Genomic DNA, 16,721 nt, shown 5'->3' on the forward strand with positions numbered 1-16,721 from the left:
GGATTGTGCCCCCTGTCAGGGGGCACAATAACCATGTATCATTCAATAGCTTTTGTTCGCATTTAATTGCATACTATTGATTGTTAGGGGGTAGTTGAGGGTTATTACTCCGGCTGAGTGCGAAAGAAGAACCTCCACGACCAAGACCACGACCACGACCACTGATACCACTATTTCCAAGGCTGCTTTGTCGGTTAACCCATGAGTTAGCGCCGCGAGCCCCTTCATTTATAGAGGCGGAATGATCACGCCGTGACACAGGCCTTTCATTTTCAATAACTGGAGGAGAAATATTGATGATAATAACCTCATTTTTTACCTCATTTTTTACTTCTTTGATATTCGAATTTCTTTGATCAAGCTGGACTAATTCTTTAGCTTGCTCTTGAATATCAGCGTATATTTGATTATAACGATCGATTACCAGCGCTCCCAGAGGATCGTTTATATCTCCAACTAAGTATTGATTGAATTTTTGATAAGCATTACTCGTCTTTTCAGCAAGAGCCTGATTTTTTTTATCAATTGCATGGTCATAAAAAGCGATCATATCCTTAGCAAAGAAATGAGTTGAAACATAGCATTCAGCACTCGTTAAAAGCGTTAGTATTTTTTGATCATTAGGATGACCCACCTCTTGTAATGTCTCGTTAAGCACCTGTTTAAAGGCTTGCGTATACGCCCATTCTTTAACCCAACGATCAAGGCAGTCTGGGTCTTTTTCTAAACGCGATTTAAACCCAAGCATTTCATAGGCAAAGAGATCATAGTCAGCTCGATAGCCTTCGATTTGGAGTAAAGAATTACACAAGGGTGCATAATGTGATAATCGCACCACAAAATCAGCTAATGGTTGATGCTCTTGCGCCATCTTCAATGCATCGTCTTGTTGCTTGTTCATAATACTAACCTGCACACGGTCTACGATGTACTTTGCAAAATCTGGGGTTTCAGCAACATTAGAAGCTAAATTAAAATAACAAGCATAAAATGCAGCTGTTTTCTTTAACGCCTTGATGTACCGGTCTACCGATGTTTTATCACCGTTTGCTGGACGAATAGCACCAGCCATGACATTCAGAAAATTGGGAAGCAGTGACAGCTCGCTGACATCACAGGGTTTTAATGGAAAATCCTTACCATCTTGCTGGCGTTTAATGAGCCGCGCAACATCAACTGCTTTACATTCTTCTACTAGGCCCAATCGATATTCAAGACCAGCATATTCTCCCGCAGGAAATTCAGCTCCCCGATCGATCGCCTCAATAATGGTTCCACGCAAGAAATTTTCAATATCCTTTGTTTTTCCCGACCAATACATAAAGTCTTCTAAGCGGGCGGCAACAAATTCAGTTAGCTGATCCTTCGATACATTATAGAATGCTGCATAAGTTGCCGTAAAGAGCTTTCCTTCATTCAAGGCACCATCCAATTTAGGGATTTCACGTAATGCATTTAGAACAACCCCAGGAATTGAGTCGTATTTTTTACCTGAAATTTTAAGAGCTTCAGACAAATACGAACGAATTTCTTGCAGTAGCGCAAGACTTCTTGTACCATTTTTGGCCTGAGTGCCTTTGGTAAAATCAAATGCAACATATGCCTCAAGAGCTAATTGAACATGCTTTATAATAAGCCTATTCAGTTCCTCACCGACATTTTTCTCATCGGGATTAATACTTATTATATTTCCCATGATTGCGGCTTTGGAACATAATTCTCCCTTTTCAATAGGCTTTGGGTTTTCATTAATTTGTCGCTTAATGTCGTTTATCTCAGAATTAAGAATATTAGCTACATCTTTCATAAAACGATTGAAGAGTACGGCGGTTAAAATATCTATTTGTGTTTGTGTAAAACTTTGGGCCATAACGTCAACGTCAAGGTCACCAGCAATACTATGCATTACATCGGCAGCACCCGTTGCTGTTCCAATAAAGATTCCCCAATCTGTCGCCAAAAATTTTATTAACAGCGATTCCGGATTTTTTGGGTCGAAAAAGGCCGAACTTACATATAAAAACAGCTCACTACCAAAAGCTTCTTTTTGGTTATTAATGATTTTTAAGACACTTTGTTGTTGTTTAGCATTTTCCCAATCAAAGATGACCCCCTCTTTCATTTCAACAACCCGATTCACCTTAAAAAGACCTTCAGACTCATGTTCATTACGATTTGGTAAGGCATAGCTAGTGACAACAAATGCTTCTGCTTGACCATTTTCATTTGTTCTGCGTCCATAACGCATGCTGTTAACAGCATTATATGCGCGTTCAATCGCCGGCTCGTCTACACTTGTATAATTCTTACGCACATATTTCTTTACTTTTTCGAGGTCATTTGTTGCACTTTCCATCACATAAAACATGTTCCTCAAAAAGGAACCAAATTGTTTAGTAGATCCCTTTTTTTCAGATCCTGTAAGATTTTTTAGTCCTTTGCTAAGACTCGATTTTAATGATCTCTTTGCCAAAGCCGGTTCTTCTTTTCCAAACTCCAGGAAATCGGTTATAAAGGACGCAATGCACCTTGGATGAATCTGTACATAGGCTCCATTAGAACCAGCAACGAGGTCAATTTCATTAATGTTATTCACTATCAGTGTCTTGGCAAAACGTGCAGCAATCTCCACATTGCCGTGAAAATTCAAAATGATAGAGTGATGGCCAAGTTCAACGGTAAAAGAATCAATTGGCAATTCTGGAAGTTTATCAATTAAAACTTTATGTATTTTATAAAGCACGTTCTCACAGGCCTGATCTGTATTGTTCTTGCGTACGATAGGATTCGATGGATCCGGTATAAAATACTGGGGTTCGCCATGAATGCGATTAAATATATTTGAGAACCCTTCATTCATCTCAAATGGCGCAATCGACATCGTTTCAATTGAAGTATATTTCATATATTTCCTATAGTTACTGGTTGATTTTAGACAACATACAATCAAAAACCATCACTTTCAATATAATCTTGATACCCAGCCTATATACATCAATCCATTATTGTGTCATTGAGATTTTATAGAAAATAAATAGCGATTTTACCTAAAATCACAGCCCTTTTTAAGCTATATCGGATTCTTAATATCTTTTTGGAGATGAGTCACCGTAAAGGAAAACGCTTCTCACAGCCGATCAGTCCATTTTTTCTTATCAATCTTCCCTAATTCTGGAAACTTCGGTTTGGTAGTATTATTTTTCTTCAAATCTTTCCAATCAACAGCTAGTTCAGCTGAGCCTGCAATAATCTCTTGTGCTTCGCGATACTGCGTGGTGATCATGGCATCAACCCTTAATTTAAACAAGTCACCCACCACGTCAAATAACTCTTCCTGCTCCATATCCGGTTCAAGCAGAACAAAAACCTTGATAGCACGACGATGGAGCTGGGTTATAAGTGCTTCATCAATTTCTTCTTCATGGATAAGTAATGCAGCAGGTTTAAAATCAAAGATCCTCCGCAACGCGTCATTTGAGGGATAATCCTTGACCTTCACAATCATGTGCGCCTCAGGAACAGCCTCCCGTATTTGCTCTGCTAATGTAACATCATCGCCCACTGAAATAAAAACACGGGAAAGTAAACCATTGAGCGACTTTAATGTTTGTTTCACATACAGGACCAGACCAGGTTGTGATCCCGCATCTTTGATCACCATGCACGCTTTTGCATTCTCATCTTTCTCTAAGGATGCTTTTATACCTTTAATAAATCCCTCAACATCTATATCCGCAGAACCATTATGCGCCGACATAGAATTAACGTTGGGAGCGAGTGTAGCTAACTTAACCGTTCTCACTTTCGATTCAACTGGCTTAACTTCAGCATCTTTTCTATTTTTGTCATGACCGCTGATAGGTGCATTGGAGCCTAATTTGATCATCGACGAATCAGAAGATGCCGGACGCATCACTTCAGCATAAACACCTTGCGCACCTTCTGTCAGCATTTTCTTTAAGAGTGCCGCAGTCCATCCCTCATTCAATCCCACATAATGGCCAAACAACAGCAGCATACTCAATTCCAACTACATGTGAATGACGTGACCATCCGCATCAAGGACTGCTTCATGCATCATCTCTGAAAGCGTAGGATGAGCAAAAATCGTATGCTTCAACTCGTTCTCGGTAAGTTCGGCTGTTTTGGCAATCACATAACCTTGTATCATCTCGGTTACTTCAGGACCAATCATGTGTGCCCCTAACAGCTCGCCTGTTTTTTTATCGAAGATCACTTTAACAAATCCGGCTGTATCACCCAAAGCGATGGCTTTACCATTCGCCATGAAAGGGAAACGTCCCACTTTGATATCGTACCCTTTTTCTTTAGCTTGCGGTTCGGTTAACCCAACACTTGCTACTTGAGGATGACAATAGGTACAGCCTGGAATATTTTGTCGTTTAATCGGATGAGCTCCTGGAACACCGGCAATTTTTTCTATGCAAATGACCCCTTCATGACTGGCCTTGTGGGCAAGCCATGGCGGTGACACCACATCACCGATGGCATAAATGCCTTTTTCATCGGTTTCCAACCATTCATTGACCATAATCTGGCCACGCTCCACCTTAATCTTGGTTCCTTCAAAACCAAGATTCTCCGTATTGCCAACCACACCAACGGCCACAATAATCCGATCAAAGGTCATATCTTGTTTAACATCACCGGTTTTCACAACAACCTGAACGTCATTCTGACCCTTTTTAGGGAGTCAACGGTACTTTTGGTTAATATCGTCAGGCCCTGTTTTTCAAATTGCTTACGGGCAAATTCAGAAATCTCAGGATCTTCAGCCGACAGGATGCGGTCCGCTAATTCAACAACAGTTACTTTGGCACCAAGTGTGGCAAAGAAACTGGCAAATTCAATACCAATAGCACCACTTCCTACCACCAGTAAGGATTTAGGCATTACATCCGGCACTAATGCTTCTTTATAGGTCCAGATCAATTTTCCATCTGGCTCCAGCCCAGGAAGAACACGCGCCCGAGCACCTGTTGCTATAATAATATGTTTAGCCATAATATCAGCTATTTTCTGGCCGTCTTTTTCGACTTTCACTTTACCTTTGCCGTTAAGTTTGGCTAAACCATCAACCACGGTTACTTTATTCTTTTTGAGCAGCTGTTTAACTCCGCCGGATAATTTTTCAGAAACACCGCGCGACCGTTTAACGATCGCCTGTAAATCAAAACCAAATTCTTTAACGCTCAATCCAAAATCAGATGCATGTTTAATCATGTCATACGCTTCGGCAGAGCGCAATAATGCCTTGGTAGGGATACAGCCCCAGTTTAGGCAGATCCCCCCTAAATGCTCACGCTCAACCAAGACCACGTTAAGTCCCAATTGCGCACCGCGAATAGCAGCGACATAGCCCCCAGGGCCTCCACCAATAACAACCACATCAGCTTCTAATTGCTGCACCTCAGGCATACGTTTTCCTCTTTCAAAATGAAATTTATTTATATCAATAGGGTGGCTGGTTTTTCAAGGAAACCTTTTAAAGCATTAAGATATTGTGCGCCTAACGCCCCGTCCACGACACGATGATCCACCGATAAAGTCAACGACATTTGAGTCGCTATTTTCATCTGGCCTTTTTCAACAACCACCCTTTCTTCTCCAGCACCTACTGCTAAAATACAGGATTGCGGCGGGTTAATAATGGCACTGAATTCTTTGATACCATACATACCCAGGTTGGAAATACTAAACCCACCTCCTTGGAATTCTTCAGGTTTCAATTTATTAGCGCGTGCTTTTGCAGCCAGTTCTTTCATTTCGGTTGAAATTGCCACGATATGTTTTTGATCAGCATTACGTACGATGGGGGTAATCAGCCCTCCCTCAATAGCAACAGCAACTGAAACATCAATATTTGAGTAGGTAGCAACACCTTCATCCGTCCATGAAGCATTGACACCAGGAACCTTACGCATCGCTAAACCAACAGCTTTGATGACAAAATCATTCACTGACACTTTATAGGCAGGCTTGCCATCGGCGCCAATCGGAGCTGCGCCATTAATATCTTCCCTGACTTCCAATAATTTATCTAAGGTACAATCCAGCGTCAGATAGAAATGCGGGACAAATTGTTTGGCTTCAAGCAGTCGGCGGGCAATGACTTTACGCATATTGCTTACCGGTTCCATGGCATATTCGACCGGATTACGACGCACCATCGAAGAACCAAAACCAGCCCCGGCACCTTGTTGTTTTGCTTTTAACACATCGTCTTTAACCACACGGCCTCGAGGGCCGCTACCCTCGACAAGACCAATATCAATGCCCTCCTGCTCTGCAATGCGCTTTGCCAGTGGGCTGGCAAATGCTCGCGCCCCATCATGTTTGGCTGCAGGTGCAGATATCGCCTTGGTTGCCGCAGTCAAAGGAGGCAAAGCAAAACGAGGAGCCGCACCCAGCCCAGGGGCTGATGTTGCAGCAGGAGCATGAACCACCGATGGTTGACCCGCGTCAACGGCAGCAGGTGTTGCTGCCTTCGGCGCTTCTGTTTTTTGCGGTGCTGGCTTGTTAAATTTAGCAATAAACGAATCCAGATCCGCCATTTCTTCACCATCTTGGGTAATGACCGCAATGAGTGAATTCACCGACACATTCTCGGTTCCTGCGGGAACCACGATTTTAGCAATTTTACCAGCATCAACCGCTTCCACTTCCATGGTTGCTTTATCGGTTTCAATTTCGGCGATAACATCACCTGCTCTGATTTTATCACCTTCTTTTTTAACCCATTTAGCCAGGTTTCCCTCAGTCATGGTAGGTGATAATGCAGGCATTAAAATTTCGATCGGCATAGGTTTCCTCATGTCGAGATTAATATGTCTTCTCACGATAGCCCAAAATGGTTCATTTGGAAAGTTTTTCGAACATTACTCTGTCGTTTAATTTTCCTGGTTGTTCCTCTACTGGGACTTGTATAATTAATTATACCGTTAAACCTATCTAACAAATGCAAAAAGATTTGCGTCCAATAGCTTTCCATCTTTGAGATAGGATTTTCGCATACATCCTTCTACCACAAAACCAGCTTTAGTTAACACCCGGGCTGAATTGGTGTTATAGGTAAACACGGCCGCGTAAATGCGGATAATGCCCATGTTCTCCATCGCCATCTGGCATAACCATTTGGTGGCTTGTGGCATAATACCTTGTCCCCATTGTTTTGGGGATAGCCAATAAGCAAGTTCAGCTTTATGGCCTTCAATCTTAAGGAAACTTATGTCACCTACTACTTCTCCCGCAACGTCGATGGCTAAATGGAGCGATGTTGGCTTCTCCTGTTTTGCACCATCTATGGCGTTTGCTATATATCGACTAGCATAGTCTTGCGTGACATTTTTTGGAAACCGGTAGGTATTCTCATACACATCCACATCTTGCAGATGGTGTATAAAAGACAGGATATCCCCTTCAACAAATGGTCGAATAATAAACCCTGCCCCTTCAAACCGGTAATCCATAGGCCATTCCTTAGCCAACGTAACAAGCGCTTTTAACAGCTTCTATAATATCGGCAGTTTGTGGTAACGCTAATTTTTCAAGATTTTCTGCATACGGTAAAGGCACATCTTTAGCTGCTACACGTACAACGGGAGCATCCAGATAATCGAATGCGTCTTCCATAGCAATAGCGGCAATTTCAGAACCGATCCCTGCAAATGGCCAGCCTTCTTCAACCGTTACTAAACGATTGGTTTTGCGCACCGACTCAATAATTGTAGCGCGGTCAAGCGGACGGATAGTCCTTAAATCAATGACTTCTGCATCAATTCCTTGTTCCGCTAATTGCTGCGCTGCATCTAAGGCAGCTTTCACCATAATTGAAAACGCAACAATGGTCACATCCTTACCTGGGCGAACAATTTTGGCTTTGCCAATTTCAACCAGAAAATCATTATTAAACCTATCTGGCTCAGGAACCTGATGTTTGTGTCCGTAGAGGATTTCGTTCTCCAGGAAAATGACCGGATTATTATCACGGATTGCCGCTTTCAATAACCCCTTATGATCTTCGGCACTATAAGGTGCAATCACTTTTAATCCAGGGATATGGGCATACCAACTGGCGTAACATTGTGAGTGCTGGGCACCCACTCGGGCAGCCGCTCCATTGGGGCCACGAAACACGATCGGGCAGGATACCTGGCCACCAGACATGTAATTGGTTTTAGCAGCAGAGTTAATAATCTGATCCATCGCCTGCATCGCAAAGTTAAACGTCATAAATTCAACCACTGGTCTTAACCCCGCCATCGCCGCACCGATTGCCAGTCCGGTAAATCCATGCTCTGTAATCGGGGTGTCAATCACACGCTTGGGTCCAAATTCCTGGAGCAACCCTTGCGTTATTTTATAGGCCCCTTGATATTCAGCTACTTCTTCGCCCATCACAAACACGTTTGTGTCGCAACGCATTTCTTCGGCCATTGCATCACGTAATGCTTCGCGGATTGTTATCTCTGCCATGCTTATCTCCTTGTTTCTCTGATAGATAGGTGCCCTGCCATACTAACGGGTTACATCCGTCCACAACTCGCCTTCATCAGGCAATGGGCTATTTTTAGCAAATTCAACAGCTTCGGTAATGATATCCCGAATTGTTTTTTCAATGGCCTCAAATTCACTTTCAGGCACCTTGAATTGTTCGATGATATTTTTTTGCAGGCCATTGATCGAATCATGCTTTTCTTTCATGTCTTCCACTTCTTCCTTACTACGGTATTTAGCAGGATCCGACATGGAGTGACCACGATAACGATAGGTTTTCATTTCTAATATATAAGGCCCTTTACCCGTACGGCAATGTTCTAACGCCTTACGTCCAGCCTCCATCACGGCAAAAACATCCATGCCATCGACTTGTTCGCCAGGTATATCGAACGATACACCCCGTTTATAAAGTTCAGTCGTTGCCGAAGAGCGTCCCACTGAAGTACCCATGGCATATTGATTATTTTCGATTACATACAGCACTGGCAAGTTCCATAAACGCGCCATGTTAAACGATTCATAAACCTGCCCCTGGTTGGCGCTGCCATCACCAAAATAGGTCATCGCCACATTACCGTTGGCCTGGTATTGGTTAGCAAAAGCCAACCCCGTACCGATAGGCACCTGGGCACCTACGATTCCATGCCCCCCATAAAAATGATTCTTCAGATCAAACATATGCATTGAACCGCCCTTACCGCGCGATACACCGGTAGCACGCCCAGTCAATTCGGCCATAACGGCTTTAGGGTCGGAACCGACCACCATCATATGACCATGATCACGATAACTGGTAATCACTTGATCGCCATGCTTACTGACGGCGTGAAGCCCTACGACAACAGCCTCCTGACCAATATACAGGTGACAAAATCCGCCGATTAACCCCATTCCGTATAGCTGTCCTGCTTTTTCTTCAAAACGGCGGATCAGCAGCATATCATAATAAAGCTTCAGCATGAACTCCTTGCTGTGGGGTTCAGTCTGTGTTTTGGCTGATGTGGGCGCAGTTGTTTTTTTTGTCATGACCATTGTCTCTGCCATAGTTCCTCTAGATCGTTTCATCCCCTAAACATAAAGCGATTTGCCCGTTGTTGCAAGAGGGTAAATCCTTTGTTTTAGCAAGTACCCCTCCCGGGGGATCACTTTAAAAATGAAACACAACCAAGTATAATCGTTATCTATTAAGAAAAACTGACTAGTTAGCTGGATCTTTTGTATCTGTGATCCACAAACATCAGCTGACCATTTTGTTCAATTATTTGAGGATAGAGCTTCATAATCAATAGACCTCCTTACGGTGTCGTGCTTTTATGACTTCAATGTCAAGTTGCTTTTGATGCAACATAGAGTAAGCGTTCGTTTGATGAAGTCTTTTTCGCGCATTTTTGTTAAACTTGACCGAATACGGCATAACCATATGTTATGCACAATGTTGACACAATGAGCCTCCACCCCCGGCAACAGCAAGGCCAGAGTGTTAAATTCGCTTCATTGTCTATAACATCATTTCTAATAATGCGATTATTTTATTCTACAAATAGGCTTTTTATGCAAGAGCCTGGAGGATATCGCCCTTCAAATCATCTATATCCTCGATTCCTACCGAGAATCTGATTAAATTTTCAGTCACTCCACAGGCATCCTTGATCGCTTTAGGGACGCTGCTATGGGTTGTGGAAGCAGGATGGGTAATCAGGCTTTTGGCATCACCTAGGTTGTTGGAGATATCGATGATCTTTAATTTATTCATAAAGGCAAACGCCCCAGCTTTACCGCCTTTGACTTCAAAAGCAATCAGGCAACCGCCTCGCTTCATTTGACGCTGAGCGAGTTCATATTGTGGGAAAGAAGGCAATCCTGGGAATAATACTTTCGTAACCTGCGGATGGGACTCCAGCAATTCCGCCAGTGCCTGTGCATTATCACAATGGCGTGCCATTCTAAGATCCAGAGTTTCGAGACCTTTCAACACCACCCACGCCGTGAAGGGACTCATGTGTGGGCCAGTATGGCGATGATAGGGCAGCAATATCTCAGACATAAATGGTTCATTACCAATGACGGCGCCACCGAGCGTACGCCCCTGCCCTTCCAGATGTTTAGTGGTCGAATAAACCACCACATCAGCCCCTAATTCCAACGGCCGCTGTAACAACGGCGTAGCAAAGACATTATCAAGAATCAAACATGAGCCATTCTTTTTCGACATCTCAGCAACAGCCGCGATATCAACAAGCTCAAGTGTAGGATTAGCGGGCGTCTCAATGAACACACAGCGTGTGTTAGGCCTGAATGCTTTTCTCCACTCATCAAGGTTAGGGCCATCAACCAATGTGACCTCAAAACCCAAACGTGGCAACACATTGGTGATAATGTAATAACACGAGCTAAAAAGCACTTTATTGGCGATGATATGATCGCCTGCCTTTAATTGGCACATGATAGACGCATACACAGCAGCCATGCCGCTTGCCATAACCAACGCTTTATCAGCACCCTCTAATACAGCCAAACGTGTTTCAAGCATCGATAATGAAGGATTTGAGTAGCGTGAATAAGCAAATCCTGGAGCTGATCCATTAAAGCGACTTTCGGCAATCTCTGCCGATTCATAGCAATAACCTGAATTCAAGAAAATCGCCTCGCTGGTTTCACCAAAATTCGAACGTAAGGTTCCTGCACGCACAAGCTGCGTTGACATATTCCATGATCTTGGATCTGACTTCTTCTGCGTCATGGTTATTCTCCTGTTTAATCTGCAAAGCTTCTTTTTAAGCAGGAGAAAAAGCCCCTGTTTTGTGGAATTATAACTCAAAAAACACAAAAAAAGAAGGCCTGAGAAACCCCAGGCCTTCAAAATAATATATTGATGCTTAAAGCATCAATACACTACTTAGCGATTTTGCCATCTTTGGTATTGATGGTGCTACCGTCTTTAGCAGCGTGAGATCCATCTGGAGCAGGAGTCAATTTAGCATCTTTACCAACGACGAAAACTTCCTCGCCTTTGATTTGGATTTGTGTACCGTCTTTCAATTCAACGGTTTGAGCTTGCTGTTGTTTAGCAGCTTGAGCTGGAGCAGCGTGTTCTTGTGCAGCTGGAGCTTGTGCAGCTTTCTCAGCGCCTTTTTCAGCAGCAGCTTTATCAGCAGCAAATGCAGGCATAGCAACAGCAGAAGCCAAAATAGCAACTAAAAGATGTTTTTTCATAACAATAGTCCTTCCATATAATACGTTTCAACATGGAGTCTCATTCACTAAGACCCTACTTATTCTATCATTCCAGTTTTTTAAAAACTTACAAGATGAAATTTTCAAGTTTCTCACAAAAGATCATTTTTTTTGAATCTTGCTTCCGAGTCTCAAGCGCAGTGCATTCAATTTAATAAATCCTGCAGCATCTTTTTGATCGTAGACACTATCTTCTTCAAAGGTTACATATTCTTGAGAATACAAACTCATGTCAGATTTTCGGCCAACGACAGAAACCGATCCTTTATATAATTTTAAATGCACAGTTCCGCTTACAAATTCCTGCGAAGCATCAATAGCAGCCTGCAGCATTTTACGCTCAGGAGACCACCAATATCCATAATAAATCAGCGAGGCATAACGCGGCATCAATTCATCTTTCAAATGCGCAACTTCGCGATCCAGGGTAATACCTTCAATTGCACGGTGAGCTTTGAGGAGAATAGCACCGCCGGGCGTTTCGTAGACACCACGCGATTTCATACCCACATAACGATTTTCGACAAAATCTAAACGACCAACCCCATTTGCACCACCCAGTTCATTAAGTTTCGTAAGCAATGCCGCTGGACTTAAACGGTTACCATCAATAGCAACCGGGTCACCTCTTTCAAAATCCATGGTGAAATACGTTGGTGAATCAGGCGCGTCCTCTGGAGCAACACTTCTCAGAAACATACTATTGTCTGGCTCACTCCACGGATCTTCAAGCACTTTCCCTTCAAAGGATGTATGCAATAAATTAGCATCAATCGAATACGGCGCTTCCCCACGTTTATCCATGGCTACTGGAATTCCCTTTGATTCGGCATAGGCAATTAATTTAGTACGCGAATTTAAATCCCATTCACGCCAAGGCGCAATAATACGAATGTCAGGATTTAATCCGTAATATCCTAATTCAAAACGAACCTGGTCATTGCCCTTTCCAGTCGCGCCATGAGAAACAGCATCGGCTCCCGCTTGTCTGGCAATTTCAATCTGGCGTTTAGCAATCAAAGGACGTGCAATCGATGTACCTAATAAATATTCACCCTCATACACGGCATTAGCTCTAAACATCGGGAACACGAAATCACGCACAAATTCTTCGCGAAGATCTTCGATATAGATTTCCTTAATCCCAAATTTTTTGGCTTTCTCGCGTGCTGGCTCAAGCTCTTCACCTTGCCCCAAATCGGCAGTAAAGGTCACCACTTCACAGTGATATTGCTCTTGCAGCCAACATAAAATTACAGAGGTATCCAATCCGCCAGAATAGGCAAGAACCACCTTCTTTACTGGTTTCTGTGACATAGCAAATTCCTTTTCTAGCTAGCTTTATTTTTTAGAAACAACGGTCAATTGCGAAATGACTTTTTTCACACCCTTAACTCCCCGTGCAATAGCGATCGCACGATTAGCTGATGCTTGGCTTCCTACACTACCATGTAGCGTAACCACGCCACGATAGGTATCCACATTAATGTCAAAGGCACTGACTGATTTTTCTTTAACAAATTCAGCATTGATTTTTGAAGTGATCACTCCGTCGCTAGTAATGGTGCCCACGCTGCGCTCGCTTGTTCCAGCGTAATAGCCAGCCGATCCGCCACCAGCCACCAGTGCTGGCGCACATGCACCGATCGAAAGGGAACTAACAACCATAAGGGTCGATACGGATAATTTTAACATAACTTTATCTCCAGGTTTATTCTTTAAGATCACTCCAAAACTCTTTAACCTTTTTAAAGAAACTTTCGGTCTGAGGTTGGGATCCTCCCTCGATAGTTTGGTCGAATTGTTCCAATAAGTCACGTTGTTTTTTAGTTAATTTAACAGGCGTTTCAACAACGGCATGAATATACATATCACCACGCTTAGTGGAACGCATTTTTGACATCCCTTTATCCCGCAAGCGGAATTGGTCACCGGTTTGCGCACCTTCTGGGATAGTTACCTTCGCTCTACTACCATCAATCGTTGGAATTTCAATTGTGCCGCCCAATGCTGCCGTCGTCATCTTAATAGGTACCTGGCAATGTATATCATGGTCATTCAATTGAAAAATAGTATGAGGGGCAATGGAAACAAAAATATACAGATCACCTGCTTGAGCTTTGCGAATGCCAACTTCGCCTTCGCCAGAAAGACGAATACGCGTACCGTCCTCGACACCCGCTGGAATGTTAACTGACAAAGTCCTGTTTTTCGATACACGCCCATTACCATGGCAGCGTTTGCATGGATTTTTAATGGTCTTACCGATACCATTACAGGTATGGCATGTTTTTTCTATGGTAAAGAATCCTTGGGTTGCTCTTATTTTTCCTGCCCCATGACAGGTATTGCACGTGATCGGATCAGCCTTATCTTCACTACCGATACCACCGCAATGATCACAGGTACTCAGTGAGGTAAAATTAACATTTTTTTGTGCCCCGTTATAGGCTTCCTCCAATGAAATCTCTATATTATAACGTAAATCCGACCCACGCGAATGCGATGCCGTTGAGGTACGCGCATTGCCACCAAAACCGCCGAATAGATCTTCAAAAATATCTGAAAAATTACCATTGAATCCACCAAATCCACCCTGTCCTGCACCAGGATTAAACCCGGCACCACCTCCAGCTGCATTGAACGCCTGGCTGCCGTAACGATCGTATGCCGCACGTTTCTGCTCGTCACTTAAGACTTCATAGGCATTGGAGATTTCTTTGAATTTCGCTTCTGCTTCAGGATTATCAGGGTTACGGTCAGGATGGTATTGTTTAGCTAGATTGCGATAGGCCGTCTTCAGCTCGTCTTTATTTGCCGTTTTGGACACGCCAAGCAATTCATATAGATCTTTATTTGACATAATTAATTCTTTGAAAGAGTGCGATGCACAACACGCCCCTTCTGTCAGGAAGGGGCGTGTTGACTTATACTTTATTCAGCTTTTTTATCTTTAATTTCTTCGTAATCGGCATCAACTACTTTGCCTTGATCATTGGCAGCTTCGGCATCTTCCATAGGAGCCTCGGCAGCTTCTGCCTGTGACTGCTGATAGATAGCCTCACCCAATTTAAGTGATGATTCACGCAGTGCATCGGTTTTTTGTTTAACGGCCTCTACCGACGGTTCACTTTGCTCCAATTCTTTTTTGAGAGCATCCACATCACCTTCAATCTTAGCACGTGTGGCTGCATCAATTTTATCACCATACTCTTTCAAACTTTTTTCCGTTGAATAGACCAAGCTATCGGCATGGTTACGGGCCTCTACTAACTCTTTACGCTGCTTATCAAGTTTAGAGTTTTCTTCGGCTTCCTTAACCATCTTGTCGATGTCCTTATCCGACAAACCACCTGAGGCCTGAATCGTAATTTTTTGCTGCTTTCCAGTTGCTTTATCAGAGGCCGAAACATTGACGATACCATTGGCATCAATATCAAATGTGACTTCAATTTGTGGCATACCGCGAGGAGAAGGAGGAATACCTTCCAAGTTAAATTGCCCTAGAAACTGGTTGTCCGAAGCCATCGTACGCTCGCCTTGGTATACCCGAATAGTAACGGCCGTCTGATTATCATCAGCCGTTGAAAATACCTGGCTTTTCTTGGTAGGAATCGTGGTATTACGCTCAATAAGTGGCGTGAAAACACCACCCAATGTTTCAATACCGAGTGAAAGCGGTGTAACATCAAGCAATAATACATCGCGCACATCACCAGCAATCACCGCACCTTGAATAGCCGCTCCGATGGCCACAACTTCATCAGGATTTACACCTTTATGCGGTTCACGACCGAAGAAATCCTTAACGATTTGTTGCACTTTAGGCATACGGGTCATTCCACCCACTAATACCACCTCGTGGATATCGCTTGCTTTCAAGCCAGCATCCTTCAATGCTTTGCGGCACGGTTCAATGGTGCGCTGCAATAAATCATCCACCAACGACTCTAATTTTGCGCGGGTTAATTTAAGATGCAAATGTTTAGGACCGCTAGCATCTGCTGTAATATAAGGCAGGTTAACTTCGGTTTCTGGCGTGCTTGAGAGTTCGATTTTGGCTTTTTCAGCAGCTTCTTTCAACCGTTGCAAGGCAAGCGGATCTTTACGCAGATCAATACCCTGATCTTTTTTGAATTCATCTGTGAGAAATTCAAGGATGCGCATATCAAAATCTTCACCGCCTAAGAAAGTGTCACCATTGGTTGCTTTCACTTCAAATACGCCATCGCCGATTTCAAGAATGGAGACATCGAATGTACCGCCTCCCAAATCATAGACGACGATGGTTTTGCCGTCTTCTTTATCGAGGCCATAAGCAAGAGCTGCTGCAGTTGGCTCGTTAATAATCCGCTTCACTTCAAGGCCAGCAATCTTACCAGCATCTTTGGTGGCCTGACGCTGCGCATCGTTAAAATAAGCAGGCACCGTAATAACGGCTTCCTTCACTTCGTGGCCAACATAGGCCTCAGCTGTTTCTTTCATTTTTTGGAGGATAAAGGCACTGACCTGGCTTGGCGAATATTGCTGGCCACGCCCCTCTACCCATGCATCACCATTGGAAGCTTTAACAATTTTATAAGGCACCAAAGTCATATCTTTTTTGGTGGCTGGATCATCAAATGTACGGCCAATCAAACGCTTAATTGCTGAAAACGTATTAGCAGGATTTGTCACTGCCTGACGTTTTGCTGGCAAACCAACCAAACGGTTGTTATTATCAGTAAATGCCACGATAGACGGCGTAGTCCGCCCACCTTCGGCATTTTCAATAACCTTGGTATCACCATTTTCATAAATAGCGACGCAAGAGTTCGTAGTACCTAAATCGATCCCGATTACAACATTTCTAGCCATGATTATACCTTTTATAAGTTATGTTTATACCCTATATATGGGTTATAAAAAGGGGAATACAATACCCCTTCAAAAAAAATTGTTTATGGCCCAATAGGCCGGCTTCAGGC

12 protein-coding genes and 1 pseudogene are annotated in these 16,721 nt (G+C 43.2%); all 13 read right to left on the bottom strand.

Annotation, left to right across the window (positions count from 1 at the left end; genetic code table 11):
- Positions 1-73: 73 nt before the first annotated feature.
- Positions 74-2,860, bottom strand: a complete 2,787-nt coding sequence (locus IPP74_04395; protein MBL0318518.1) for a hypothetical protein — start codon at positions 2,858-2,860, stop codon at positions 74-76.
- A 267-nt stretch (positions 2,861-3,127) separates the two neighbouring features.
- Positions 3,128-4,018: a hypothetical protein gene (locus IPP74_04400; protein MBL0318519.1), complete on the bottom strand. Its 891-nt coding sequence runs from the start codon at positions 4,016-4,018 to the stop codon at positions 3,128-3,130.
- Between the two features lie 12 nt (positions 4,019-4,030).
- Positions 4,031-5,439 (bottom strand): annotated as a pseudogene (lpdA, locus tag IPP74_04405) (dihydrolipoyl dehydrogenase).
- A 29-nt stretch (positions 5,440-5,468) separates the two neighbouring features.
- Positions 5,469-6,824 carry a pyruvate dehydrogenase complex dihydrolipoamide acetyltransferase gene (locus IPP74_04410; protein ID MBL0318520.1) on the bottom strand — a complete coding sequence of 452 codons (1,356 nt, stop codon included), beginning with the start codon at positions 6,822-6,824 and terminating at the stop codon, positions 5,469-5,471.
- A gap of 144 nt (positions 6,825-6,968) precedes the next feature.
- The gene (locus IPP74_04415; GenBank protein MBL0318521.1) at positions 6,969-7,490 is read right to left on the bottom strand and encodes a GNAT family N-acetyltransferase; all 522 of its coding nucleotides are present in this window, start codon (positions 7,488-7,490) and stop codon (positions 6,969-6,971) included.
- 10 nt (positions 7,491-7,500) lie between these two features.
- Positions 7,501-8,496, bottom strand: coding sequence for a pyruvate dehydrogenase complex E1 component subunit beta (locus IPP74_04420; protein ID MBL0318522.1), 996 nt, complete (start codon positions 8,494-8,496; stop codon positions 7,501-7,503).
- A gap of 42 nt (positions 8,497-8,538) precedes the next feature.
- On the bottom strand, positions 8,539-9,552 hold the full coding sequence (gene pdhA / locus IPP74_04425; protein MBL0318523.1) for a pyruvate dehydrogenase (acetyl-transferring) E1 component subunit alpha: 1,014 nt from the start codon (positions 9,550-9,552) through the stop codon (positions 8,539-8,541).
- A gap of 517 nt (positions 9,553-10,069) precedes the next feature.
- Positions 10,070-11,260, bottom strand: a complete 1,191-nt coding sequence (gene metZ, locus IPP74_04430; protein ID MBL0318524.1) for an O-succinylhomoserine sulfhydrylase — start codon at positions 11,258-11,260, stop codon at positions 10,070-10,072.
- Between the two features lie 152 nt (positions 11,261-11,412).
- A complete protein-coding gene (locus tag IPP74_04435; protein ID MBL0318525.1) occupies positions 11,413-11,733 on the bottom strand; it encodes a hypothetical protein in 321 nt (106 codons plus the stop codon).
- A gap of 123 nt (positions 11,734-11,856) precedes the next feature.
- The gene (locus tag IPP74_04440; GenBank protein MBL0318526.1) at positions 11,857-13,071 is read right to left on the bottom strand and encodes an argininosuccinate synthase; all 1,215 of its coding nucleotides are present in this window, start codon (positions 13,069-13,071) and stop codon (positions 11,857-11,859) included.
- A 24-nt stretch (positions 13,072-13,095) separates the two neighbouring features.
- Positions 13,096-13,422 carry a BON domain-containing protein gene (locus IPP74_04445; GenBank protein MBL0318527.1) on the bottom strand — a complete coding sequence of 109 codons (327 nt, stop codon included), beginning with the start codon at positions 13,420-13,422 and terminating at the stop codon, positions 13,096-13,098.
- 43 nt (positions 13,423-13,465) lie between these two features.
- Positions 13,466-14,617 (bottom strand): molecular chaperone DnaJ, encoded by a 1,152-nt coding sequence (dnaJ, locus tag IPP74_04450; GenBank protein MBL0318528.1) that lies wholly within the window; start codon positions 14,615-14,617, stop codon positions 13,466-13,468.
- Between the two features lie 71 nt (positions 14,618-14,688).
- Positions 14,689-16,611, bottom strand: a complete 1,923-nt coding sequence (gene dnaK / locus IPP74_04455) for a molecular chaperone DnaK (protein ID MBL0318529.1) — start codon at positions 16,609-16,611, stop codon at positions 14,689-14,691.
- Positions 16,612-16,721: the final 110 nt, after the last annotated feature.

The sequence above is a fragment of the Alphaproteobacteria bacterium genome, assembly GCA_016722515.1.
GTDB lineage: Bacteria > Pseudomonadota > Alphaproteobacteria > Rickettsiales > JADKJE01 > JADKJE01.

Bases quoted from the DNA above. Each gene is read 5' to 3' on its own strand.
- dnaK (MBL0318529.1), bottom strand. From the start codon at position 16,611: ATGGCTAGAAATGTTGTAATCGGGATCGATTTAGGTACTACGAACTCT.
- IPP74_04435 (MBL0318525.1), bottom strand. From the start codon at position 11,733: ATGAAAAAACATCTTTTAGTTGCTATTTTGGCTTCTGCTGTTGCTATG.
- IPP74_04445 (MBL0318527.1), bottom strand. From the start codon at position 13,422: ATGGTTGTTAGTTCCCTTTCGATCGGTGCATGTGCGCCAGCACTGGTG.
- pdhA (MBL0318523.1), bottom strand. From the start codon at position 9,552: ATGGTCATGACAAAAAAAACAACTGCGCCCACATCAGCCAAAACACAG.
- IPP74_04400 (MBL0318519.1), bottom strand. From the start codon at position 4,018: ATGCTGCTGTTGTTTGGCCATTATGTGGGATTGAATGAGGGATGGACT.
- IPP74_04420 (MBL0318522.1), bottom strand. From the start codon at position 8,496: ATGGCAGAGATAACAATCCGCGAAGCATTACGTGATGCAATGGCCGAA.
- IPP74_04395 (MBL0318518.1), bottom strand. From the start codon at position 2,860: ATGAATGAAGGGTTCTCAAATATATTTAATCGCATTCATGGCGAACCC.
- IPP74_04410 (MBL0318520.1), bottom strand. From the start codon at position 6,824: ATGCCGATCGAAATTTTAATGCCTGCATTATCACCTACCATGACTGAG.
- IPP74_04440 (MBL0318526.1), bottom strand. From the start codon at position 13,071: ATGTCACAGAAACCAGTAAAGAAGGTGGTTCTTGCCTATTCTGGCGGA.
- IPP74_04415 (MBL0318521.1), bottom strand. From the start codon at position 7,490: ATGGATTACCGGTTTGAAGGGGCAGGGTTTATTATTCGACCATTTGTT.
- dnaJ (MBL0318528.1), bottom strand. From the start codon at position 14,617: ATGTCAAATAAAGATCTATATGAATTGCTTGGCGTGTCCAAAACGGCA.
- metZ (MBL0318524.1), bottom strand. From the start codon at position 11,260: ATGACGCAGAAGAAGTCAGATCCAAGATCATGGAATATGTCAACGCAG.